The following is a 26,787-nucleotide window of genomic DNA, read 5'->3' as shown; positions in this document are numbered from 1 at the left end:
ACGCGCTTTATGGGCAGCCGACCGTTGAGCATGTCTACGACCTTTACGGCCCGTCGGAAGACACCACCTATTCCACTTGGACCCGCCGCCAGTCCGGCGGCAGCGCCAACATCGGCCGACCGCTCAAACATACCGCCAGCTATTTGCTCGATGCCGATCTGCAACCGGTGCCACAGGGCGTATCGGCCGAGTTATACCTGGCCGGCGCGGGCATCACCCGGGGTTACCTGGCGCGACCGGGCATGACTGCCGAGAAGTACGTGCCGAACCCGTTCGCCAGCAACGGCGAGCGTCTGTATCGCACCGGTGACCTGACCCGCTATCAGGTCACCGGTGCGTTGCAATACGTCGGTCGCATCGACCATCAGGTCAAGGTTCGTGGTTTCCGCATTGAGCTGGGTGAAATCGAAGCGCGGCTGTTGCAGCAGGACGCGGTACGCGAACTGGCGGTGCTGGCCCAGGACGGCGCCAGCGGTCAGCAACTGGTCGCCTACATCGTGCCCGCCGATGCAGCGCTGTTGGCGGACAATGCCGATGCTCAAGCGAACCTGCGCGAAACCCTGAAAGCCGCGCTGCGCCAACATTTACCGGACTACATGGTCCCGGCGTATCTGCTGTTCCTCGAACAATTGCCGTTGACCCCCAACGGCAAGCTCGACCGCAAGGCCTTGCCTGCGGTCGACGGCACCCAGCAACAACGTGAACACGTGGCGCCGCGCACGGCGCTGGAAAAGTCGCTGGCGGCGATCTGGCAAGACATCCTGGCCATCGACAACGTCGGCCTTGAAGACAACTTCTTCGAGCTGGGCGGCGACTCCATTGTGTCGATGCAAGTGGTCAGCCGCGCGCGTCAGGCGGGCATCCTGTTGAGCCCCAAAGACCTGTTCCAGCACCAGACTATCCGCAGCCTGGCGCAAGTGGCCCGCAGCGGCGAACAGAACCTGATCGATCAAGGTCCGGCTGTTGGCGCGGTGGCCTTGGCGCCGGTGCAGCACTGGTTCTTCGAGCAAGCCATCCCTGAGCGTCATCACTGGAACCAGTCGCTGCTGCTGGTGCCGCGCGAAGCGCTGGATGCCGGGGCGCTGGATCAGGCGTTGGCGCAGTTGCTCCAGCATCACGATGGGTTGCGTCTGCGTTATCAACAGACCGACGCCGGTTGGCAGCAGGCCTATGGCGCAGCGTCTGTTGAGTCGGTGCTGTGGCAACGCTCGGCGCAATCGCTCGAAGAGCTGAATGCGTTGTGCGACGAAGCCCAGCGCAGTCTTGATCTGAGCAGCGGCCCGTTGCTGCGAGCGTTGTCGGTGCAGATGGCCGATGGCACTCAGCGGCTGCTGCTGGTGATTCACCACTTGGCGGTGGACGGTGTGTCGTGGCGGGTATTGCTGGAAGATCTGCAGCAGTTCTATCGCCAGGCACGCGACGGCTCGACGCTGACGACGGCGGTGAAAACCAGTTCATACCAGCGCTGGGTGGCGCGTCTACAAAACCACCTGCCAACGTTCCACAACAGTGTCGATTATTGGCAGGCGCAACTGCGCGATGCGCCGCAAACCGACTTGCCGTGCGACCGCCCAGACGGTGCACTGCAAAACCGTTTCGAGCAGAAAGTCGAACTGACCTTCGATGCCGAACAAACCCGCAAACTGCTGCAACAGGCGCCGGCGGCTTATCGCACTCAGGTCAATGATTTGCTGCTGACCGCGCTGGTGCGGGCCGTGTGCCGCTGGACCGGGCAGGGCAGCACGTTGATCCAGCTCGAAGGCCACGGCCGTGAAGACCTGTTCGACGATATCGATTTGACCCGCACTGTCGGCTGGTTCACCAGTCTGTTCCCGGTCAACCTGAGCCCGGTCGGCGACCTCGGCGCATCGATCAAAACGGTCAAGGAGCAACTGCGCGCGGTGCCGGACAAAGGACTGGGCTACGGCGTGCTGCGCTATCTGGGCGACTCGCAGGTTGGCGCCGCACTGGCAGCCATGCCGCAACCGCGCATCACCTTCAACTACCTGGGGCAGTTCGACCGTCAGTTCGACGAAGCGGCGTTGTTTGTGCCGTCCAGCGAAGGCAGCGGTGTGGCCCAGGATCCGTCGGCGCCGTTGGCCAACTGGCTGACGGTTGAAGGCCAGGTGTACGGCGGCGAGCTGTCGATGAGCTGGGGCTTCAGCCGCGAGATGTTCGACACCACGACCATCCAGCAGTTGGTTGATCAATACGCTGTTGACCTCAACGCATTGATCGAGCATTGCTGCACCCTTGAGGTGCCACAGGCCACGCCGTCGGACTTCCCGCTGGCGCGCATCACCCAGGCACAACTCGATGCATTGCCGGTGGCCGTCGGCCAACTCGACGACCTCTATCCGCTGTCGCCGATGCAGCAGGGGCTGTTGTTCCATACCCTGTACGAGCAGGCAGCGGGTGAGTACATCAATCAGTTGCGGGTGGATGTGCAAGGCCTCGAACCGGAGCGTTTCCGCGCCGCCTGGCAGGCCACGGTCGATGCACAAGACATCCTGCGTACCGGTTTTGTCTGGCAAGGCGAACTGGAACATCCGGTGCAGATCGTCCACAAGCAGGTGCAGTTGCCGTTCACCGTGCTCGACTGGCGTGAGCGTGACGATCAGCTTCAGGCCTTGAATGAACTGGCTGATGCCGAGCGCCAACAAGGATTCGATCTGAGCCAGGCGCCATTGCTGCGACTGGTGTTGGTGCAAACCGCAGCCGATAGCTGGCAGCTGATTTACACCCATCACCACATCCTGATGGACGGCTGGAGCAACTCGCAGCTGCTCGGCGAAGTCTTGCAGCGTTACAGCGGTCGCCCGCCGATAGCTACCGGCGGACGCTATCGCGATTACATCGGTTGGTTGCAGCGTCAGGATGGGCAACTGAGCCAGGACTTCTGGCGCGAGCCATTGGCGTCCTTGCAAGAGCCGACCCGACTGGCGCGGGTGCTGTCCGGCAATGAAACCCTGAGTGGGCACGGCGATCATTTCCAGACCCTGGACATCAGTCGCACCCAACACCTTGAAACTTTTGCCCGGCAACAGAAAGTCACCCTCAACACCCTGGTGCAAGCCGCGTGGCTGCTGTTGTTGCAACGCTACACCGGTCACCCAACCGTGGCGTTCGGCGCCACGGTGGCCGGGCGACCGGCAGACTTGTCCGGCATCGAGCAAGCGGTCGGCTTGTTCATCAATACCTTGCCGGTGATCGGCACGCCGCGTCCGGACCAAAGCGTCGGCCACTGGTTGCAAGCGGTACAGGCGCAAAACCTCAGCCTGCGCGAGTTCGAGCACACGCCGCTGGCGGACATTCAACGCTGGGCCGGGCAGGGCGGCGAAGCCCTGTTCGACAACATTCTGGTGTTTGAGAACTACCCGATTGCCCAGGCGCTGCAACAGGGCGCGGAGCAAGGTGTGGTGTTCGGCGATGTCGCCAACCTCGAGCAAACCCATTATCCGTTGAGCGTGGCCGTGACATTGGGCCAGACCCTGGCGCTGCATTACAGCTTCGACCGGGCGCATTTCTCAACGTCCGCGATCGAACGCATCGGTGCGCACCTGCTGCAACTGTTGGAGCAGTTCGCCGAGTCGGCCGAACGCAATCTTGGTGAAATTGCCCTGGCCAGCGCCGCCGAACGGGCGCAGCAACAGGCCGATAACCAGCCGCAGCCGTACCCGGTGAATGTCGCCGTGCACCAACGCATCGCCGAACTCGCCGCCCAACGCCCCGAGCGCACAGCGGTGATTTTTGCCGGTAAGCGGTTCAGCTATGGCGACATCGACCAACGCGCTAATCAGTTGGCCCACGCCCTGATCGCGCGGGGTGTCGGCCCGGAAACCCGGGTCGGCGTGGCCTTGCCGCGCAGCGAAGGGGTGATTGTCGCGCTGCTGGCGGTGCTCAAGGCCGGCGGAGCCTACGTGCCGCTGGACACCAGCTACCCGCGCGAACGCCTGGCCTATCTGATCGAGGATTCGGGGCTGGCGTTGTTGATCACCGATTCGTCGGTTTCTGCGCAGTTGCCGGTGGATGATGCGATCCCGGTGCTGGAGCTCGACCGTCTCGATCTGCGCAGCCAATCCCTTACCGCGCCCAAGGTGCCGCTCGATCCGCAGAACCTCGCTTACGTCATTTACACCTCCGGCTCCACCGGTAACCCCAAAGGCGTGAGCGTCGCCCATGGCCCGCTGGCGATGCATTGCCAGGCCATTGGCGAACGCTATGAAATGCGTGACAGCGACTGCGAATTCCACTTCATGTCCTTCGCCTTCGACGGCGCCCACGAGCGTTGGCTGACCAGCCTGACCCACGGCGCTTCGCTGCTGATTCGCGACGACAGCCTGTGGACCCCGGAACAGACCTACAACGCCATGCGCGAACACGGCGTGACGGTGGTGGCGTTCCCACCGGTCTACCTGCAACAACTGGCCGAACACGCCGAGCGTGAAGGCCACCCGCCGAAGGTGCGGATCTACTGTTTCGGCGGCGATGCCGTGCCCAACGCCAGTTTCGAGCGGGTCAAGCGTGCGCTCGATCCGGACTACATCATCAACGGCTACGGCCCGACCGAAACCGTGGTCACGCCGCTGATCTGGAAGGCCGGGCGCGACGTGCAGTGCGGCGCGGCCTACGCGCCGATCGGCAGTCGCATCGGTGACCGCAGCGCTTACGTGCTGGACGCCGACCTGAACCTGCTGCCCCAAGGCATGGCCGGTGAGCTGTACCTGGGCGGCACCGGCCTGGCCCGGGGTTACCTGAATCGTCCGGGGCTGACGGCGGAACGCTTTGTCGCCGATCCGTTCAGCGCGGTCGGTGGCTTGCTGTACCGCACCGGCGACCTGGTGCGGCAGCGTGCCGATGGCACGTTCGATTACCTGGATCGCATCGACAATCAGGTGAAGATTCGCGGTTTCCGCATTGAACTGGGGGAAATCGAAGCGCGCCTGCAAACCCTCGAAGGTGTGCGCGAAGCCGTGGTGGTTGCCCAGGAAGGCACCGCCGGCAGCGGCAAGCGCCTGGTGGCTTATGTGGTCGCCGATGCACTCAACGCCGAGCGTGCTGATTTCGCCGACAGCCTGCGCGAGCAACTTAAAGTCGCGCTGCCGGCGCACATGGTCCCGGCGTATTTGCTGCTGCTTGAGCGCCTCCCGCTGACCCCCAACGGCAAACTCGACCGCAAGAACCTGCCCAAGCCGGACATCAGCCAATTGCAGCAAGCCTATGTGGCGCCGCAAAGCGCACTGGAGCAGCAACTGGCGACGATCTGGCAAGACGTGCTGAAACTCGATCAGGTTGGTTTGAGCGACAACTTTTTCGAACTGGGTGGCGATTCGATCATCTCGATTCAAGTGGTCAGCCGCGCCCGTCAGGCCGGCATCCGCTTCACGCCAAAAGACCTGTTCCAGCACCAGACCATCCAGGCACTGGCCACGGTGGCGCGGTTGGGTGAGCAGGCTCAGGTCATCGATCAAGGGCCGGTGACCGGCGAACTGGCGTTGTTGCCGGTGCAGCAGGCGTTCTTCGAGCAGGCCATCCCCGAGCGTCAGCACTGGAACCAGGCGGTGATGCTCAAGCCGACGCAAATACTGAATGCCAATCTGCTTGAGCAGGCGTTTGGTGCGCTGGTTACTCACCACGATGGCTTGCGCTTGAGTTTCGTCGAACAGGCCGAGGGCTGGCAGGCGCAATACCGTGCGCCGGGCAGCCAGACCGAGGCGTTGCTCTGGGCGGTTGACGTCGCCGACGCCACGGCACTGGAAGCGGTGGCCAATGAAGCGCAACGTAGCTTGAACCTGCAACACGGGCCGCTGCTGCGTGCGGTGCTGGCGAACCTCGATGACGGTACTCAGCGCCTGTTGCTGGCGATCCACCATCTGGTGGTGGACGGCGTGTCGTGGCGGATTCTGTTTGACGATCTGCAAACCGCTTACCGTCAGCTGTTGAGCGGCGAGCCCCTGCAATTGCCGGCCAAAACCAGTGCGGCCAAGGTCTGGGCCGAGCACCTGCAAACCTACGCCCGCAGTGCTGAATTGCGCAGCGAACTGGCCTGGTGGCAACAGCAGTTACACGGCGCCGACGTGGCGTTTCCGGTGGACAATCCCGAGGGCGGGCAGCAGAACAAGCATGCACTGACGGTGCGCACGCAACTGAACAAGGAAATGACCCGGCAACTGCTGCAAGACGCCCCGGCGGCGTATCGCACGCAGGTCAACGACCTGCTGCTGACCGCTCTGGCCCGCGTCATGGTGCGCTGGACCGGGACCGACAGCGCGTTGATCCAGCTCGAAGGTCATGGCCGTGAAGAGCTGTTCGACGGCGTTGACCTGACCCGCACCGTCGGCTGGTTCACCAGCCTGTACCCGGCCAAACTGACGCCGGTCGCTGACCTCGGTGGCTCGCTGAAACAGATCAAGGAACAGCTGCGCGCGATCCCGAACAAGGGCCTCGGTTTTGGCGCGCTGGCCCATCTGGGTGACGACGCTGCACGTCAAATCCTCAGCCAATTGCCGGTGCCGTGCCTGACCTTCAATTACCTGGGCCAGTTCGACGGCAGCTTCACCGAAGCCGACGGCGCTTTGTTCGTACCGTGCAGTGACGCGGCCGGTGATGAACTGGATGCTCGTGCGCCATTGGCCAACCAGTTGGCCCTCAATGGTCAGGTGTATGGCGGTGAACTGAACCTGGGCTGGACCTTCAGCCGCGAACGGTTCAATGAAGCGACCATTCAAGCGCTGGCCGACGATTACGCCCAGGAACTGCAAGCGCTGATCGCCCATTGCTGCCGGGCCGGGCAGCACGGCGTCACCCCGTCGGACTTCCCGCTGGCGCGCTTGAGTCAGGCCCAACTGGACGGCTTGCCGCTGGCACCGCAATCGATCGAAGACCTGTATCCGCTGTCGCCGATGCAGCAGGGCATGTTGTTCCATGCCGTGTACCAGGAAACCACCGGCGATTACATCAACCAGATTCGCCTGGACGTCGACGGGCTCGACCCCGAGCGTTTCCATCAGGCCTGGCAAGCGGCGGTGGAGTCCCACGACATTCTGCGCACGCGCTTTGTCTGGCAGGGCGAACTGGAAAACCCGGTGCAGGTGGTCAGCAAGCACGCGCAGATGCCTTACAGCCTGCACGATTTACGCGCCCATCCGCAGCGCGATCAGGCCTTGCAGACGCTCGCCGACACGGAACGCCAAGCCCTCAACTTGAGCGCACCGACCTTGTTGCGGTTGGTGATTGCGCGCATCGACGACCACCGTCATCACCTGATCTACACCAACCATCACATCCTCATGGACGGCTGGAGCAATTCGCAGTTGCTCGGCGAAGTGCTGCAGCGTTACAGCGGCCAGTTCAACGGCGCTCACAGCGGACGTTACCGCGATTACATCGCCTGGCTGCAACGCCAGGACTCGGCCGCCAGCGAAGCGTTCTGGACCCCGGCGCTGCTGGCGCTGGAAGAGCCGACGCGCCTGGCCCAGACCGTCGCAATGCCGCAAGCGTCTACCGAAACCCAAGGTTACGGCGATCACTTCCAGGTGCTGGAGGCCGATCAAACCCTGCGTCTGGGCGAGTTCGCCCGGGCCGCGAAAGTCACGGTCAACACGCTGGTGCAGGCGGCCTGGTTGCTGCTGTTGCAACGCTACACCGGTAAGAACACCGTGGCCTTCGGCGCGACGGTCGCCGGTCGTCCGGCGGACTTGCCGGGTGTCGAGCAGCAGATCGGGCTGTTCATCAACACCTTGCCGGTGATCGCCAGCCCACGGGCCGAGCAATCGCTCACGAGCTGGCTGCAAGCGGTGCAGGCGCAAAACCTGGCCTTGCGCGAGTTCGAACACACCGCGCTGTTCGATATCCAGCGCTGGGCCGGGCAGGGCGGTGAAGCGCTGTTCGACAACATTCTGGTGTTCGAGAACTACCCGATCGCCCAGGCCCTTGAGCAGGGAGCCCCGCAAGGGCTGCGCTTTGGTCCGGTGGCCAGCCGCGAGCAAACCAATTATCCGCTGACCCTGCTGGTGAGCCTCGAGACGCAACTGTCGATGCACTTCAGTTATCAACGCGGTAGTTTTGCGCCGGCGACGGTGACGCGATTGGCAGCTCATTTGCAGCACCTGTTGAGCCAGATGATCGACGGTGGTGAACGCTGCCTCGGCGAGTTGGTGCTGCTGGATGAAACCGAGCAGCAACAAGTGTTGCTGGACTGGAACCGTAGCGATGAAGGTTTCGCCCAGGAGCTGTGCATTCACCAGTTGATCGACCGTCAAGTCGCCGCCCAACCGGATGCGCAGGCGGTGACCTTCGCGGCCAAGCAACTGACTTACGCCGAACTCGACAGCCGCGCCAACCAACTCGCCCACAAGCTGATCGAGTTGGGCGTGGGCCCGGAAGTGCGGGTCGGCGTGGCGATGCAGCGTTCCGACAGTCTGCTGGTGGCGCTGCTGGCGGTGCTCAAGGCCGGTGGCGCTTATGTGCCATTGGACCCGGATTATCCAGCCGACCGCGTGGCCTACATGCTCGACGACAGCCGTGCGCTGGTGCTGCTGACCGAGCAGGCTGTTGCGGCAACATTGAACGTGACGGCGGGCACTCAAGTGCTGTTGATGGACAACGCCGAGTCGTGGCTGGCGGATTATCCGCGCATCGCCCCGGTCACCCGTGTCACGCCGGATAACCTGGCCTACGTGATCTACACCTCCGGCTCCACCGGCAAGCCCAAAGGCGTGGCCATCGCCCATCGCAACGTATTGGCGCTGATCGACTGGTCGCAATCGGTGTACAGCCGCGACGATATTCAGGGGGTACTGGCCTCGACCTCGGTGTGTTTTGACCTGTCGGTGTGGGAGCTGTTTGTCACCCTGGCCAACGGCGGCTCGCTGATCATCGCCCGCAACGCCATGGAGTTGTCGCAATTGCCGGCTCGCGATCAGGTGCGCCTGATCAACAGCGTGCCGTCGGCGATCAATGCGCTGCACAGTGCCGGGCAGATCCCGCCAAGCGTGCGCATCATCAACCTCGCCGGTGAGCCGCTGAAGCAGTCGCTGGTCGATGCGCTTTATGGGCAGCCGACCGTGGCGCATGTCTACGACCTTTACGGCCCGTCGGAAGACACCACCTATTCCACCTGGACCCGTCGCGAGGCGGGTGGCACGGCGAACATTGGCCGGCCGCTCAAACACACCGCCAGTTACCTGCTGGATGCCGACTTGCAACCGGTGCCTCTGGGCGTATCGGCCGAGCTGTACCTGGCCGGTGCCGGCATCACCCGGGGTTACTTGGGGCGGCCGGGCATGACCGCCGAGAAGTACGTGCCGAATCCGTTCGCCAGCAACGGCGAGCGCCTGTACCGCACCGGCGATTTGACCCGTTATCAGGCCGATGGCGTGCTCGAGTACCGAGGCCGAATCGACCATCAGGTGAAGATCCGCGGTTTCCGCATCGAACTGGGTGAAATCGAAGCGCGCCTGCTGGAGCAGCCTGCGGTTCGCGAAGTGGCGGTGCTGGCGCAGGAAGCCCTGGGCACTCAGCAACTGGTGGCCTACGTGGTCGCTTCACCACTGGAGCTCGATGATCAGCAGTCCCTACGCGATGAACTCAAGGCACGGCTCAGGGCGTCCCTGCCGGAATTCATGGTTCCGGCGCACCTGTTGTTCCTCGAGCAATTGCCGCTGACACCCAACGGCAAACTCGACCGCAAGGCGTTGCCGACGGTGGAGGGCGGTCAATTGGCGGTGCGTTATGTCGCCCCGCAAGGCGAGCGGGAGCGGCAGGTCGCGGCGATCTGGCAGCACGTACTGCAAGTCGAACGTGTCGGCCTGCTGGATCACTTTTTTGAACTGGGCGGCCACTCGTTGCTGGCCGTCAATGTGGTTTCACGCCTGCAACTGGAACTGGGCCTGAAACTGACCCCGCAACTGATTTTTCAACACCCCGTACTCACGGATTTCGTCAGCAGTCTGGCCACCGCAGGTGAGCAGGTCGATACGTTGAAACTGAGCAAGCTGGACGCCCTGCTTGATGAAATGGAGGAAGCTTGATGGATACCAATGTCGCTTTGAAGATCGCCCGGCGCTTCATTACTTTGCCGCTCGACAAGCGCAGGGTCTATCTGCAGAAGATGCTCGAGGAGGGCGTTTCGCCGGCGAACCTGCCGATTCCCGAAACCCAGTCGCAGTTCGATCCGGTGCCGCTGTCTTTTGCTCAGGAGCGCCAGTGGTTCCTCTGGCAGATGGACCCCGACAGCGCCGCCTACAACATCCCCAGTGCCATGCAGTTGCAGGGCGAACTCGACATCGCGGCACTCGAACGGGGTTTCAACGCGCTGATTGCCCGTCATCAAAGCCTGCGCACCACGTTCCGGCAGCAGGATGAGCAAGCGGTGCAAGTGATTCATCCGCACATGAACCTGACCGTCGCCGTGCATGAACTGGATGAACGCCCCGATGCCCTGTCGCCAGAGGCACAGATACAAGCGTTCGTCGCCGAACAGACCGGGCAGCCGTTCGACCTGATCAACGGGCCGCTGCTGCGCGTCAGCCTGCTGCGCCTTGGTGCGCAGGAGCACGTGCTGACCCTGACCCAGCACCACATCGCCTCGGATGGCGCGTCGATGCGGGTCATGGTCGATGAACTGCTGCAACTGTACGGCGCTTACCGCCAGGGCCAGGAACTCGCTTTGCCGGCACTGTCGATCCAGTACGCCGACTATGGCATCTGGCAACGGCACTGGATGGAAGCCGGGGAGCGCGAGCGGCAACTGGACTACTGGCAGGCGCACTTGGGCAGCGAACATCCGGTGCTGGAGTTGCCCACCGATTACCCGCGCCCGGCGGTGCAGAGCCTGCGTGGTGCTCGTCATGAACTGGCGTTGCCGACGGCACTGGGCGAGCGCTTGAGCGCCTTGGCCAAAAGCGAAAACGTCACCCTGTTCATGCTGTTATTGGCGTCGTTCCAGACCTTGTTGCATCGCTACAGTGGCCAGGCCGAGATTCGCGTTGGCGTGCCCACCGCTAACCGCAACCGGGTCGAGACCGAGCGGCTGATCGGCTTCTTCGTCAACACTCAGGTGCTCAAGACCGAGTTCGACGCTCAGGCCACGTTCAGCACGCTGCTGGCCCAGGTCAAACAGACGGCGATGGCTGCCCAGGCCCATCAGGACCTGCCTTTCGAACAACTGGTCGAGGCTTTGCAGCCGGAACGCAGCCTGAGCTACAGCCCGCTGTTCCAGGTGATGTACAACCACCAGAGCACCGGCGCCAGCCAAAGCCGCCAGGGCACCGGCGAGTCGGCGCTGACGATCCGCCACTTGCATCAGCCATCGCGCACCGCGCAATTCGACCTGACCCTGGAAACCTTCGACGGCCCCGAAGGCCTCGGCGCACAGCTGACCTATGCCACCGACCTGTTTGACGGCGCGACCATCGAGCGTCTGGCACGGCATTGGCAAAACCTGCTCGGCAGCCTGGTTGCCGATCCGCAGCAGCGGGTGGGCGAACTCGGCCTGCTCGACGTAACCGAACAACAGCGGGTGCTGGTCGACTGGAACCGCAGCGCCGCCGAATACCCGACCGACCGCTGCATTCATCAATTGATCGAAGCCCAGGCCCGGCGCACGCCAGAGGCCACGGCACTGGTGTTCGACGGGCAATCCCTGAGTTATGCACAACTTAATCGCCAGGCCAACCAGTTGGCCCATCGGCTGATCGAACGGGGCGTCGGCCCGGATCAGTTGGTCGGTATCGCCATCGACCGCAGCCTGGAAATGCTGATCGGGCTGTTGGCGATTCTCAAGGCGGGCGGTGCCTACGTGCCGCTGGACCCGCAATACCCTGAAGACCGTCTGGCGCACATGATCGAGGACAGCGGTCTGCAACTGCTGCTGACCCAGGCGCATTTGACCGGGCAACTGCCGATTCCGGCCGGCGTGCAGACCCTGTTGCTCGACCCGCAAGGCGAGCACGCCCGTGGTTACAGCGAAGCCGATCCGCAGGTAGCGCTCAGCGGTGAACACCTGGCGTATGCGATTTACACCTCCGGTTCCACCGGCAAGCCCAAAGGGGTGATGGTGCGCCATCAGGCGCTGGTGAATTTCGTGGTGAGCATGGTCAAGGCGCCGGGCATCGAGGCCCAGGACCGCATGCTGTCGCTGACCACGTTCTCGTTCGATATTTTCGGCCTGGAAATCTACGGCCCGCTGCTCAGCGGTGCCCGTGTGGTGCTGGTGGACAAGCACACCGCCCAGGATCCGCAAGCGCTGCTGGAGATGATCCGGCAGCAGCAAGTCACCGTGGTGCAAGCCACGCCGTCGACCTGGCGCATGTTGCTCGACCATGAACAGGCGCCCACCCTCCAGGGTTGTAAATTCCTCTGCGGCGGCGAAGCGCTGGCCGATGACCTGGCCCAACGCATGCTCGGTCTGGCGGGGCAGGTCTGGAACCTTTATGGCCCGACCGAAACCACCATCTGGTCGGCGGCCTGGCAGTTGACCCGTGAGCAGCGCCAGCCGTACCTCGGCCAGCCGATTGCCAACACCTCGCTGTACATTTTGGGCGACGATCTGGCGCCGAACCCGGCAGGCTCGATTGGCGAACTGCTGATCGGTGGCGACGGCCTGGCCCGTGGGTATCACCATCGTGCGGCAATGACCGCCGAGCGCTTCCTGCCCGACCCGTTCGGCAACGGTGCGCGGCTGTACCGCACCGGCGACCTGGCGCGCCATCGTCACGACGGCGTGCTCGAATACATGGGGCGTATCGACCATCAAGTGAAGATCCGCGGTTTCCGCATCGAACTGGGTGAAATCGAAGCGCGTTTGCTGGAGCAGCCAGCAGTCCGTGAAGTGGCGGTGCTGGCGCAGGAAGCCCTGGGCAGCCAGCAACTGGTGGCCTATGTGGTCGCGCCGCAACTGGACCTCGATGCCGCCGACGAGCAACTGCGTCTGCGCGATGAACTCAAGGCGCGGCTCAAGGAATGCCTGCCGGAATTCATGGTCCCGGCGCATCTGCTGTTCCTCACCAACCTGCCGCTGACACCTAACGGCAAACTCAATCGCAAGGCGTTGCCAGCGGTGGACGCGAGCCAGTTACAGGCGCGTTATGTCGCCCCACAGAGCGAGCGGCAACAGCAAGTCGCCGCCATCTGGCAGGACGTACTGAAGCTGGACCGCGTGGGCCTGACCGACAACTTCTTCGAGCTGGGCGGGCACTCCCTGCTGGTGACCCAAGTGGTGTCGCGGGTGCGGCGGGTGCTGGGCATTCAGGTGCCGTTGCGCAGCCTGTTCGAGCACAGCACCCTGGAGGATTTCGTCCAGGCGCTGGGCGCCGAGCCGGGCGAACAGTCACCGCCGATGACCCGGGTCGACCGTGACCAACCGCTGGCGCTGTCCTTTGCCCAGGAGCGTCAATGGTTCCTGTGGAAAATGGACCCCGACAGCGCCGCCTACAACATCCCGACCGCGCTGCGAATGCGCGGCGCGCTGGACAAAAACGCCCTGCAACGCAGCTTTGAGGCGCTGGTGGAGCGCCACGAAAGTTTGCGCACAGCGTTCGTCGAGGAAGATGGCCGCACCTGGCAGGTGATCCGCCCGCAAGGCCGCATCAGTTTTGTCGAGCAACGTCTGGCTGCCAGCGATGAAGCGAGCATCAAGGCCTTCGTCGAACAGGAGACGCAACGCCCGTTCGATGTACTCGACGGCTCGTTGGTGCGCTTCGTTCTGCTGCAGGTGGGCGAGCAGGATCACGTGCTGATTCTGACCCTACACCACATCGTCTCCGATGCCTGGTCGTTGCAGGTGATGACCGATGATTTGATGGCCCTGTATGCGGCGCTCAGCCAGGGCCGGCCGGCCGCACTGCCGCCATTGCCGGTGCAGTACGCCGACTACGCGGTGTGGCAGCGTCAATGGATGGCCGCCGGCGAACGGGATCGGCAGTTGGCCTACTGGTGCGAAAAACTCGGCAGCGAACAGCCGCTGCTGGAGCTGCCACTGGATCATCCGCGTCCGGCGCAGCAAAGTTTCCGTGGCGCGCGTCTGCCGATTGCCCTCGACGAATCCCTGAGCAATGCCCTGAAGGCCTTGGCCCGACGGGAAAACGTCACGCTGTTCATGCTGTTGCTCGGCTCGTTCCAGACCTTGCTGCATCGCTACAGCGGCCAGGTCGATATCCGCGTCGGCGTGCCGATTGCCAACCGTAATCGGCTGGAAACCGAGCGTCTGATCGGTTTCTTCGTCAACACCCAGGTGCTGCGCGCCGAGTTCGACGGCCAGCTGACGGGCGCGCAATTGCTGCAACAGGTGAAGCAGACGGCCATGGCGGCGCAGATGCATCAGGACCTGCCGTTCGAGCAACTGGTCGATGCGCTGCAACCGCAACGCAACCTGAGCCATAGCCCGCTGTTCCAGGCGATGTTCAACCATCGCAGCGAAGCGGCCTCAACGCTGGCCGAATCGTTGCCGGGCATCGAGCTGGCAAACCTCAGTTGGGAACACCGCACCGCGCAGTTCGACCTGACCCTGGACACCAGTGATAACCCGCAAGGCCTGCACGCGTCACTGACCTACGCCACTGATTTGTTCGAGCCATCGACCATCGAGCGCATGGGCCGGCACTGGCTGAATCTGTTGCAGGGCCTGGTCGAGGACATCCACCGTCCGGTCGGGCAATTGGCGTTGCTCGATGACCGCGAGCGGCAATTGACGGTCGCCGGTTGGAACGCCACCGCTGTCGACTACCCGTTGCATCGCAGCGTGCAGGCGCTGATCGAAGAGCAGGTCGGTAAAACCCCGCAGGCGTGTGCGCTGGTGTTTGCCGAGCAACGCTTGAGCTACGCCGAACTCAATGGCCGCGCCAACCAACTGGCTCACGTGCTGATCGAGCAGGGCGTCGGCCCGGATGTGCTGGTGGGCATCGCGGTCGAGCGGTCGGTGGAAATGGTCGTGGGCCTGCTGGCGATTCTCAAGGCGGGCGGTGCCTATTTGCCGTTGGACCCGGAATACCCACAGGAACGTTTGGCCTACATGTTTGAAGACAGCGGCATCCAGTTGCTGCTGACCCAGAGCCATTTGCTTGAGCAATTGCCGATTCCGGCCGGCATTCGCAGCCTGGTGCTGGATCAGAACGGCGACTGGCTGGAAGGCCGCAGCGATGCCAACCCTGGCGTTGATCTCGACGGGGAAAACCTTGCCTATGTGATCTACACCTCGGGCTCCACCGGCAAACCCAAAGGCGCGGGCAACCGTCATTCGGCACTGATCAATCGTCTGTGCTGGATGCAACAGGCCTATCGGCTCGACGCCACGGACAGCGTGCTGCAAAAGACCCCGTTCAGTTTCGACGTGGCGGTCTGGGAGTTCTTCTGGCCGCTGCTGACCGGTTCGACCCTGGTGGTGGCCGCGCCGGGTATTCATCGTGATCCGGCGCAGTTGATCGAGCTGATCACCGCGCAACGCATCACCACACTGCACTTCGTACCGTCGATGTTGCAGGCGTTCCTGCAAGACCCTGCGGTGCACCAATGCGCCAGCTTGACCCGGATCGTCTGCAGTGGCGAAGCCCTGCCAGTGGACGCGCAGCAGCAAGTGTTTGCCAAGCTGCCGAATGCCGGGCTGTACAACCTCTACGGCCCGACCGAAGCGGCCATCGACGTCACGCACTGGACGTGCATCGAGGAAGGGCGCGACAGCGTGCCGATCGGCCAGCCGATCGCCAACCTGGGCACTTACATTCTCGATCACGAGTTGTCGCCGGTGCCGGTGGGCGTGATCGGCGAGTTGTACCTGGGCGGCGAAGGCCTGGCCCGGGGTTATCACCGTCGTCCATCGCTCACGGCGGAGCGCTTCGCGACCAGCCCGTTCGGTGACGGCCAGCGTCTGTACCGCACCGGCGACCTGGCGCGTTATCGCGCCGACGGGGTGATCGAATACGCCGGGCGCATGGACCATCAGGTGAAAATCCGTGGCCTGCGCATCGAGTTGGGCGAGATCGAAGCGCGCCTGGCCGAACGCGCCGAAGTCCGTGAAACCGTGGTGATCGCCCAGGACGGCACGCTGCTGGTGGCGTATGTGGTGCCGACCCGCGACGCGTTGCTGCACGCCGACGATGAAACTCGCAACACCTTGCAGCGCAGTCTCAAGGAACACCTGAGCCAGACATTGCCGGACTACATGGTCCCGCAGCATTGGCTGTGGCTGGAAAAAATGCCGGTCAGCCCCAACGGCAAACTGGAACGCAAGGCGTTGCCCAAGGCCGACACCACAGCCAGCAGCAAGGCTTACACCGCCCCGACCAGCGCCATCGAACAAGCATTGGTGGAGATCTGGCAAAGCGTGCTGGGGCGGCCGCAAGTAGGGATCAGCGACAACTTCTTTGAGTTGGGCGGCGATTCGATCATCTCGATCCAGGTGGTCAGCCGGGCGCGTCAGGCGGGGATTCATTTCAGCCCCAAAGACCTGTTCCTGCACCAGAACGTGCAAAGCCTCGCGGCGGTGGCGAAGGTCGGCGACAGCGACTTGCGCATCGACCAGGGCCCGGTCACTGGCGACACGCCGCTGCTGCCATTCCAGCAGTTGTTCTTTGAGCGCGAGATGGCCGAGCCGCACCACTGGAACCAGTCGGTGCTGCTCAAGCCAGCCAAACCGCTGCACGCCGAACACCTGGAGCGGGCGTTGCAGGCGCTGGTCAGCCATCACGACGCGTTGCGTCTGGCCTTCACCCGTCAGGGTAATAAATGGACCGCGCAGCATCGCTCCCTGGCCGAGCAACAGGCGCTCTGGCAACAGTCGCCGCTGCTGTGGACCGCCGACGTTGCTGATGCGGCGGCACTCGAACAGTTGGGCGAACAGGCACAGTGCAGCCTCGAACTGGCGAGCGGTAATCTGCTGCGCGCGGTGCTGGCGAGCATGGCCGATGGCAGCCAGCGCCTGTTGCTGGTGATCCATCACCTGGTGGTCGACGGCGTGTCCTGGCGGATTCTGCTCGAAGACCTGCAACAGGCCTGCGAGCAATTGCAGGCCGGTCAAGCGCTCACATTGCCGGCCAAGACCAGCGCCACCCAGGCCTGGGCGCGACGCTTGCAACAACATGCCGACAGCCCGGCGATGCAGGCTCAGCTGAGGTTCTGGCAAGAACAGTTGCAGGGTTCACGCAATGACTTGCCCTGCGATCGACCCCAGGGCGAGTTGCACAATCGCCACGCCTTGCATGTGCAGACCCGTCTGGACAAACAGCAGACTCGCCAGCTGTTGCAGGAGGCGCCGGCGGCCTATCGCACGCAGGTCAACGACCTGTTGCTGACGGCGCTGGCGCGGGTGATTGCGGACTGGACGGGCGACGCCTCGACCCTGATCCAGCTCGAAGGCCACGGTCGCGAGGCGCTGTTCGACGAACTCGATTTGAGCCGCAGCGTGGGTTGGTTCACCAGTCTGTTCCCGGTTCGGCTGACCCCGGCGAGCACGCCGCAGGACTCGATCAAGACGATCAAGGAGCAACTGCGGGCGATCCCCGATAAAGGCCTGGGCTTTGGCGCGCTGCGCTACCTGGGCAATGACAGTACCCGGCAAATGCTGCAAGCCTTGCCCGTGCCGCGCATTACCTTCAACTACCTCGGCCAGTTCGATGCCGGGTTTGGCGACGAGGCGGGCGCACTGTTCACCCCGGCCAGCGAATCGGCGGGCGCGGAGCAAAGTCAGCTGGCACCGCTGGACAACTGGCTGACCCTCAATGGCCGGGTGTATGGCGGCGAATTGAGTATTGGCTGGACGTTCAGCGGGCAGATGTTCGATCCGTCGACCATCGAGCGATTGGCGCAGGCTTATGCGCAGGAACTGGGGCTGTTGATCGAGCACTGCTGTGAGGCTCGGCATCAGGGCCTGACACCGTCGGACTTCCCGCTGGCCGGGTTGACGCAACGCCAGCTTGATTCATTGCCCGTGACGCCACGCCAGGTCGAAGACATTTACCCGCTGTCACCGATGCAGCAAGGCATGCTGTTCCACACCCTCTACGAGCAGCAGGCCGGCGATTACATCAATCAGCTGTGCGTGGATGTCGAAGGCTTGAACGTCGAACGTTTCCGCGAGGCCTGGCAAGCGGCAATGGATGCGCACGATGTGCTGCGCAGCAGTTTTGTCTGGGACGGCGAGTTCAAGCGTCCGTTGCAGGTGATTCACAAGCAACTGGCCGTGCCGTTCACCTTCCATGACTGGCGCGACCAGAGCGATGTGGCCCTGGCGCTCAGCGAACTGGCGGCCGCGCAGCGCCAGCAGGGTTTTGACCTTGCCGCCGCACCGTTGCTGAACCTGACGGTGGTGCGTCTCGACACCGCGCGTTTTCACCTGATCTACACCAGTCATCACATCTTGATGGACGGCTGGAGCAATTCGCAGCTGCTCGGGGAAGTGCTGCAACGCTACAGCGGCCAGGTACCGGCGAACACAGCGGGGCGTTATCGCGACTATATCGAATGGCTGACGCAACGGGACGCGCAGGTCACCGAAGGTTTCTGGAAGGGCCAGTTGGCCGCGTTCGATGAGCCGACCCGGTTGGCCAAGGCGCTGGTGTGGACCGGCAGCGATGCGGCCAACACCGCTCAAGGCGAGCACTTCCTGACCCTGGACCAGGCGCAGACCGCCGGGCTCAATACGTTTGCACGGGAACATAAAGTCACCCTCAACACCCTGGTGCAGGCAGCCTGGCTGTTGCTGTTGCAACGCTATACCGGGCTAGACACGGTCAGCTTCGGCGCCACGGTGTCCGGACGTCCGGCGCAACTGACCGGGGTCGAGCAGCAGATCGGCCTGTTCATCAACACTTTGCCGGTGGTCGCCAGCCCACGGGCCGAACAGCCGTTGGCGCAGTGGCTACAACAGGTGCAGGCGCAGAACCTGGCCTTGCGTGAGCAAGAACACACCGCGCTGTTCGACATCCAGCGTTGGGCCGGGCAGGGCGGCGAAGCCCTGTTCGACAACATTCTGGTGTTCGAGAACTACCCGATCTCCGAAGCCCTGCAACAGGGCGCACCGCAAGATCTGCGCTTCGGTGAAGTGGGTAACTTCGAGCAAACCAATTACCCGTTGACCTTGTCGGTAAACCTCGGCGCTGAGTTGTCGTTTCAACTGAGTTTCGATCGTCAGCAGTTCGATGACGCCGCGATTGAACAACTGGCCGGGCATCTCGCGCACCTGCTGTTGCAGATGGTCGAGGCACCTGCCGCCAGTGCCGTGGGCGATCTGGCCCTGGTCTCGACCGCTGTGCGCGAGCCGCTGGCGCTGCCGGTCGATGACGTGTGCGTGCAGCGTTTGTTTGAACGGCAAGCCGAACGCACGCCGCACGCGCTGGCGTTGATTTTCGACGAGCAACGCCTGAGCTATGCCCAGCTCAATGCCCAGGCCAACCAATTGGCCCGCGTGCTGCTGCAACACGGCGTCGGCCCCGAAGTGCTGGTGGGCATTGCGGTCGAGCGTTCGACGCAGATGATCATCAGCCTGCTGGCGGTGCTCAAGGCCGGTGGCGCCTACGTGCCGCTGGACCCGGAGTACCCGGCCGAGCGACTGGGCGCGATGATCGAGGACAGCGGTCTGCGTGTGCTGTTGACCCAAAGCCACCTCGTGCCGAAGTTGCCAGAAGCTGCGGGTGTGACCGTCCTGAGCCTGGATCAACTGGATTACCCGACCCAGACCGACAATCTGCCGCAGCGCAGCGGCCCGCAAAACCTGGCGTATGTGATGTTCACCTCGGGCTCCACCGGGCGCCCGAAAGGGGTCGGCATCACTCAATCGGCGCTGACCCGTCATGCCCGGGTGGCCCTGGATTTTCTCGGCCTCACGCCGCAGGACCGCTCGCTGCAATTTGCCACGTTCAACTTCGATGCCTTTGTCGAGCAGCTTTACCCGGCACTGATTTGCGGTGCCTCGGTGGTGCTGCGCGGGCCGGACATCTGGGACAGCGAGACCTGGTATCGCGAACTGCGCGACAAGCAGTTCAGCGTCAGCGACCTGACCACTGCCTACTGGAATATGTTGGCCAAGGACCTTGCGGCGGCGGGTCATCGTGACTATGGCGCGTTGCGCCAGGTGATCGTCGGTGGCGAAGCCATGCCGCCGGAAGGTGTTGCCGCCTGGGGCCAGGCCGGGCTGGGCCATGTGCGCCTGCTGAACACCTACGGCCCGACCGAAGCCACGGTCAGCGCCACGCTGCTCGATTGCAGCGACTACGTGTCCGGCCGCGACCCGTTGCCGGTGACCATGCCGATTGGCCGGGCGTTGGGCGGCCGGGCGATTCATGTACTCGACACCCTGGGCCAACCGGCGCCGGCCGGTGTGGTCGGTGAACTGGTGATTGGCGGTGAGCTGCTCGCACGGGGCTACTTCCAGCGCCCGGAATTGACCGCCGAACGCTTCATTCCCGACCCGTTCGATCCACTGGGCGGAGGCCGCGTGTACCGTACCGGTGACCTCGCGCGTTATCGCGCCGACGGCGTGATTGAGTACGTCGGGCGGGTCGATCATCAGGTGAAGATTCGTGGATTGCGCATCGAGCTCGGTGAAATAGAAACCCATCTGCTGCGGGTTCCTGCGGTGCGTCAGGCACTGGTGGTGGCGCAACCGGGCGCCATCGGTCAGCAATTGGTGGCGTACGTGGTGTTCGACGATCCGGCGCAAGCCAGCGCCGATTCATCCAGGCTGGCGGCGTTGCGCGATGACATCAAGGCACGCCTGAAGGCCAGCCTGCCGGATTACATGGTTCCGGCCCATGTGCTGTTCCTCGAAGGCCTGCCCCTGAGCCCGAATGGCAAGATCGATCGCAAGGCCTTGCCCGGCGTCGATGCCCGTCTGGCGGCGTTGGACTTTGTCGCGCCTGAAGGTGCACTGGAACAGCAGATCGCTACGGTCTGGCAGGACGTGCTGGAACGGGATCAGGTCGGTCGCGACGATCACTTTTTCGAGCTGGGCGGGCATTCCCTGCTCGCGACGCAAGCGGTCTCGCGCCTGCGCAAACTCACGGCCTGTACGTTGAGCCTGCGTGACCTGTTCGGCCATCCGCGACTCAAGGACCTGGCGGCGTGGATCGCGCGGCAGCAGGGCACACCTGAGCCGAACGGCCACCACGGTGTGGTGCTCAAGGCCCATGGCACCCGGCACAGCGCACCGTTGTCGCTGGTGCAGCGTCGCTTGTGGATCGCCGAGCAATTGTCCGGCGGCACCGCGGCCTATGGCATGCCGATGGCCTTGCGTTTGCGTGGTGAGTTGTCGGTGGAACGACTGATCAGCAGTTTCGCCGAGGTGGTGCGCCGCCATGAAGTGCTGCGCACCGCGTATACCCAGGACGATGAAGGTGACCCGATTGCCGTGATCGCCGAGCAGGTTGAACTGGATTTCCCGGTGATCGATTTGTCCGGTCTGTCCCGCAGTGCCCAGGAAGAATGGGTGGCACAAGCGGCACTGGAAAACGCGCGCACGCCGATCGATATGGAACACGCGCCACTGTTGCGTGGGCGGATCCTGCACCTGGGGCCGACCGAGCATGTGATGCTTTATGCGATGCACCACATCATTTCCGATGGTTGGTCGATGGGCTTGCTGGTCAACGAACTGGTGCAGATTTACCACCGCACCAAGGCCGGTGACCTGACCTCGTTGCCGGCGCTGGAGGTGCAGTATTCCGACTTCGCGCTGTGGCAGCAGGAACTGGAACAGCAAGGCGTGCTGGCGCGTCAGGCCGAGTACTGGAAAGCGCGGCTCGCGGGCTATGACGGGCAACTGAAGTTGCCATCGGACAACCCCCGTGGCTTGACACCGTCCTATGCGGGTGACTCGGTGCAGTTCCAGCTCACCACGCCACTCAGCACAGCCTTGCGCCAGTTATCGATGGACGCGGGCGTCACGCTGTACAGCACGCTGCTGGCCTCGTTCCAGGTGTTGTTGCACCGGGTCAGCGGCGTTGCGGATGTGTTGGTCGGTGCCGACGTGGCCGGGCGTGAACAGCCGGAGCTTGAACGGTTGATCGGCTTCTTCGTCAACGTCTTGCCGTTGCGTTCGCAGTTCGACGCCGCTACGCCGTTCGCCCGATTCCTGGGCCAGACCCAGGAATCCCTGCTCAGTGCCCTGGAGCATCAGGACCTGCCGTTCGACATGATCGTCGACGCCTCGGACGTGCCGCGGCACAAGGGCATGAACCCGCTGGTGCAAGTGTTGTTCGTGATGAACAACTTGCCGGGACGCACCCAGGCCATGGGCGGTTTGAGCGTGGAATCGCTGCCGGCGCTGGAGACCCATTCTAAATTCGACATGGCGTTGTTCGTTGACGATGAAGCAGGGCAATTGCTGGGTAATTGGCAATTCGCCACAACCTTGTTCGGACACGAGCGCATCCAGTACCTGGTGAAGGCCTGGATAGCCCTGTTGGAACAGATCGTCGCTGATCAGGACATTCAATTGGGAGCTATCAGCATGCCAGTCGACAATTTAGCGGTGGCCGCCAAGCCTGCCGTCCCCGGACCCAAGGCCGACAAACTCGGTAAGTTCCTCAAGCGCGGCGCCGCCCCGGCGGCCAAGGCCCGACCGGCGCCAATACGCGAATCGCTGATCGCCGCGCCACAGCCGTTCCCGTTGCTGCTGGAACCGAACGAGCCGCATCTGGACTTGATCGAGTGGATCAACAACAACCGGCCGCTGATCGAAGAAAAACTCGCCAGGCATGCCGGGATTCTGTTCCGTGGTTTCGAGCTGGATGGCATTCAGGGCTTCGAGGCGTTTGCCGAAGCGATCCAGCCAGGGCTTTACGGCCAGTACGGCGATCTGCCGAAGAAAGAGGGCGGCAAGAACACCTACCGCTCCACGCCGTACCCGGAACGCAAGATGATCCTGTTCCACAACGAGAGCTCCCATCAGGACCGCTGGCCGCGCAAGCAGATGTTCTATTGCGAGCAAGCCGCGCCCATTGGCGGTGCGACTCCAGTGGTGGATTGCCGGTTGATGTACGAAAAACTGCCGGCGGACCTGCGGGACAAGTTCGAGGAAAAAGGCCTGCTTTACGTGCGCACCTTCACCGACAACCTCGACGTGTCCTGGCAGCACTTCTTCAAGACTGAAGACCGTGCCGAAGTCGAGGCCCGTTGCCGGGCCGGCGGCATCGAATGGCGCTGGCTCGACAACAATGAACTGCAAACCCGCACCCCAGGGCCGGCCATCATTCGTCACCCGGTGACCGGCGCCAAATCGTTCTTCAACCAGGTGCAATTGCATCACATCTATTGGCTGGAGCCGGACGTGCGGGAAGACCTGTTGTCGATGTTCGGCCTGGACCGCTTGCCGCGCCACGTGTTCTACGGCGACGGCACGCCGATCGAAGACGAAGTGATGCAACGCATCGGTGACTTGTACGAAGAATGCGCGGTGCGTTTCGACTGGCAGAAAGGCGACGCCATCCTGCTCGACAACATGCTGGTGGCCCACGCCCGTGATCCGTTCGAAGGCCCGCGCAAGATTGTCGTGGCCATGGGCGACATGTTCGACCGCAGCGCCCTTGAACGCGTAATGAACACCGAGGAAACCGGAGCATGAACGAGGTATCGATGGACCAGCAGTATCTGGGTTACGCCTTGACGCCTGAACAGCAACGGTGGCTGGAGCAGTTGCCCAAGGCCCCGGCCTGTGGTGATGCGCTGCATTTCCTGGAGGTCGAGATCAGCGGCGCCCTCGATCCGCAGCGGGTGCAAAACGCACTGGATCGCTTGCTGGCGCAACAGCCAATGCTGGTCGCGCGGCTGGGCAAGGCGCCGGGATTCCATGGTGTCCGACAGTTCGTCGGGGGGGCGGAGCGCTTCCCGCTGAGCGTGCAGGCGCGGGTCGATACCCCGGCCGGTATTCAGGCTCAGCTCAGCGAATGGGCGGAGCGTGCTTTTGTCGTCGGTGAATCCGAGGGCGCGCAAGCGGTGCTCTATCGCCTGGCCGATGATCAATGGAAATTGGTCTTGGGCCTGGCCCGGCACAGCCTCGATCAAAGCGGCGTGCGGTTGCTGTATCAGCAGTTGGTGCGGGCCTATGGGCAACAGTCGGCGGCGGACGACGAAGAAACCGGTGAGTTCACCCAGTACCTGGAATGGCGCAGTGAAGTGGTGCTCGACGAAGACGCGGCCGGCGCACGTAGTTACTGGCAGGAACACCTGCAAGGCGCCGATCCCGATTTGAGTACCCCGTGGCTGGCCTATCGCGACGGGAATCCTGGATTGTCGTCTGTCACTGAATCGCTGGCGCTCACGCTCACGCTCGATCCGGCACTGCGCAGCGGTTTGCAGCAAGTGGCCGGGGCGTTGGAGCAATCGCCGAGTGTGGTGCTGCAAGCGGCCTGGTGGCTGTTGCTGGGTCGGCTCAGCGGGCATCAACAGGTGCTGGTCGGGGTGCGGCATGACAGTCGCGAAGATTACCAATACTTCAGTAATGCCGTGGGCGTGTTCGAGAAAACCCTGCCGCTGAACCTGTCACTGACGGCGAATGCAGCATTCAGCACTTGGGTGGCGGAGTTGGCGGCGCGCCTGGATGAGCACCGTACGTGGCAGGAATACTGGTCGCCTGAACTGGCGCCGACGGCGGCTCGCCCGGCCTATGGTTTTGCCGTGTGCCGGGCCATGCAAGCCGCGACGTCCGCTGATCTGCAATGGACTCCGCGTTTGGCGGTGCGCGAAGCACGGTTTGAATTAATGCTTGAACTGGAAACGGACGAGGCGGGCAGCGCCCACGGGTTCCACCTGCATTACACCCCGTCCCGTTACTCGGTTCAGGCGATGGAAGGGTTGCTGGAGCAGCTGCGCGTATTGCTCGAAAACATCGTTGCCAATCTTCACGCCGAACTCGGTCAACTGAACGTGTTGGGAGCCGCCGAACAACAGCGCTTGCTGGCGATCAACCCGCCAGTGCGAGCACGGGTCGATAGCCGGTTCTTGCCGCAGCGCATTGCCGATTGGGCCCGGACCACGCCGCAAGCTATCGCCCTGACTGACGGCGATCAACGCCTGAGTTACGGGCAGTTGCAGGCGAAGGTCGAGGTGTTGGCCCAGGCATTGAAGGCCCAGGGCATGGCGCCGGGGGCTATCGTCGCGCTGGCCTTGCCACGCTCGGCGGAGCTGGTGATCGCCATGCTCGCGGCGTGGCGCATCGGCGCCGCGTACCTGCCGCTGGACCCGCAATGGCCGCAAGCCCGTCAAGCCTTGATGCTGGAACAGGCCGGCGCTGCGTTGCTGCTGGTCGACGCCGGGCACATCGCGCAATGGCACGATTATCCGTTGCCTCTGGCGACCGTGGATCGTGTGCTGCAATCGACCCCGGCGAGCACGTCGGCCATCACCCTCGACACACAGGGCGATCAGGCGGCGTACGTGCTGTTCACCTCCGGCTCCACCGGTATGCCGAAAGGTGTGGTCATCGAGCACCGGCAATTGCTCAATTACACCGCTCACGTCAGCCAGGCCCTGGGGCTGGATCAATGCCAGCAGTTCGGCTTCACCTCCACGGTGGCGGCGGACCTGGGCAACACGGCGCTGTTCGGCGCCTTGTTCAACGGCGCCGCGCTGCATGTGGCCAGCGATGAGCAAATGCAGGACGGCAATTTGTTTGCCGATTTCCTGCAACGGCAGTCCATCGATTGCCTGAAGATCGTTCCGTCGCACCTGGCCGCGCTGCTCGACAGCGAACGCGCGCAACTGCCGCGCACGCTGGTGCTGGGTGGCGAGCCGATTGCCCAGGCATTGGTGCAACGGATCGCCGGTTTGCGTAGTGGTTGCCGGGTGTTCAATCACTACGGCCCGACCGAGGCCACGGTCGGCGTGCTGGTTCATCCGCTGGATCTGGAGGCGGCGGTGCCTGACGCCGGCGTTCTGTCCCGGGTGTTGGGCAACAATCAGGTGTTTGTACTCGACGATAACCTGCAACTGGCGCCGGTCGGTGTGCTGGGCGAGTTGTACCTCGGCGGCGCGCAGTTGTGTCGCGGCTACGTGAATGTCGAGGCTGATTCGCAAGTGTTCATCCAGAGCCCGTTCAATCCGCAGGAGCGCCTGTACCGCACCGGCGACTTGGCCCGCTATCGCCCGGATCTGGCGATTGCGTTGCACGGTCGGCGCGATCAGCAAATCAAGGTACGGGGTTTTCGCATCGAACTGGCAGAGATCGAAGCCGAGTTACTGCGTTTGCCGCAGGTCGCGCAAGCACTGGTGTTGCCGGGGCCGTCCGCGCAAGACGGGATGCTCGCGTTCATCGTGCCGCATCAGGCGCCTTCGGCGACGTTGCTCGATGCCGTTCGCGGCGAACTGGCGCTACGTCTGCCCAGTGTGATGCTGCCGCAGCACTTGCAGTTGATCGACAGCTTCCCGCGACTGGCCAACGGCAAGGTTGACCGCAAGGCCTTGCAACAACTCGCGTCCACCTCGGCTGACGATGAAGGCATGCAGCCCCGCGATGCTCTTGAGCAACTGCTGGTGACGCGCATGGCGCAGTTGCTGGGGGTTGAGCGTCTGGGCATCGACCGGGACTTTTTCGCCGCTGGGGGCCATTCCTTGCTGGTGATCAAACTGGTGGCCGGCATTCGCAAGTTGTTGCAGTGCGAAATCCAGCCGGGCGTGGTGTTTGACCATCCGACCGTGGCGGGGCTGGCGGCGGCGTTGCGCTCCCGGGAAAGCAGTCCGGGTCAGTTGGAGAAAATCGCCCAGGCGCGGTTGCGTCTGGACAATATGAGCCCCGAAGAAAAAGCGTTGCTCACCGAAAAAGCCCGGCAACTGCAGAACGCCAAGGCTGCACAAAACGGTTGA

3 protein-coding genes (1 of these 3 running past the window's edge) are annotated in these 26,787 nt (G+C 63.3%); all 3 read left to right on the top strand.

The genetic code is table 11. The features are described 5' to 3' along the window. Tightly spaced (each overlapping or abutting the next), the 3 genes in view from F475_RS13980 to F475_RS13970 form a layout consistent with a single transcriptional unit that may run on beyond the window. Positions 1-10,031, top strand: the 3' portion of a protein-coding gene (locus F475_RS13980; RefSeq protein WP_111454154.1) for a non-ribosomal peptide synthetase. Its footprint begins 2,341 nt before the window's first position; 10,031 of the gene's 12,372 nt are visible here — the last part of the coding sequence; the start codon falls outside the window, past its left edge; it ends in the stop codon at positions 10,029-10,031. Then, the gene (locus F475_RS13975) at positions 10,031-23,551 is read left to right on the top strand and encodes a non-ribosomal peptide synthase/polyketide synthase (protein WP_111454153.1); all 13,521 of its coding nucleotides are present in this window, start codon (positions 10,031-10,033) and stop codon (positions 23,549-23,551) included. Before F475_RS13980 ends, F475_RS13975 begins: the two co-directional genes overlap by 1 nt. Next, on the top strand, positions 23,548-26,787 hold the full coding sequence (locus F475_RS13970) for an amino acid adenylation domain-containing protein (RefSeq protein WP_111454152.1): 3,240 nt from the start codon (positions 23,548-23,550) through the stop codon (positions 26,785-26,787). The genes F475_RS13975 and F475_RS13970 overlap by 4 nt, the downstream gene beginning before the upstream one ends.

The sequence above is a fragment of the Pseudomonas sp. URMO17WK12:I6 genome, from assembly GCF_003253625.1.
In the GTDB taxonomy this organism is placed as follows: Bacteria; Pseudomonadota; Gammaproteobacteria; order Pseudomonadales; family Pseudomonadaceae; genus Aquipseudomonas.
This window is presented reverse-complemented; position numbering and strand designations above follow the sequence as displayed.

Bases quoted from the DNA above. Each gene is read 5' to 3' on its own strand.
- F475_RS13975 (WP_111454153.1), top strand. From the start codon at position 10,031: ATGGATACCAATGTCGCTTTGAAGATCGCCCGGCGCTTCATTACTTTG.
- F475_RS13970 (WP_111454152.1), top strand. From the start codon at position 23,548: ATGAACGAGGTATCGATGGACCAGCAGTATCTGGGTTACGCCTTGACG.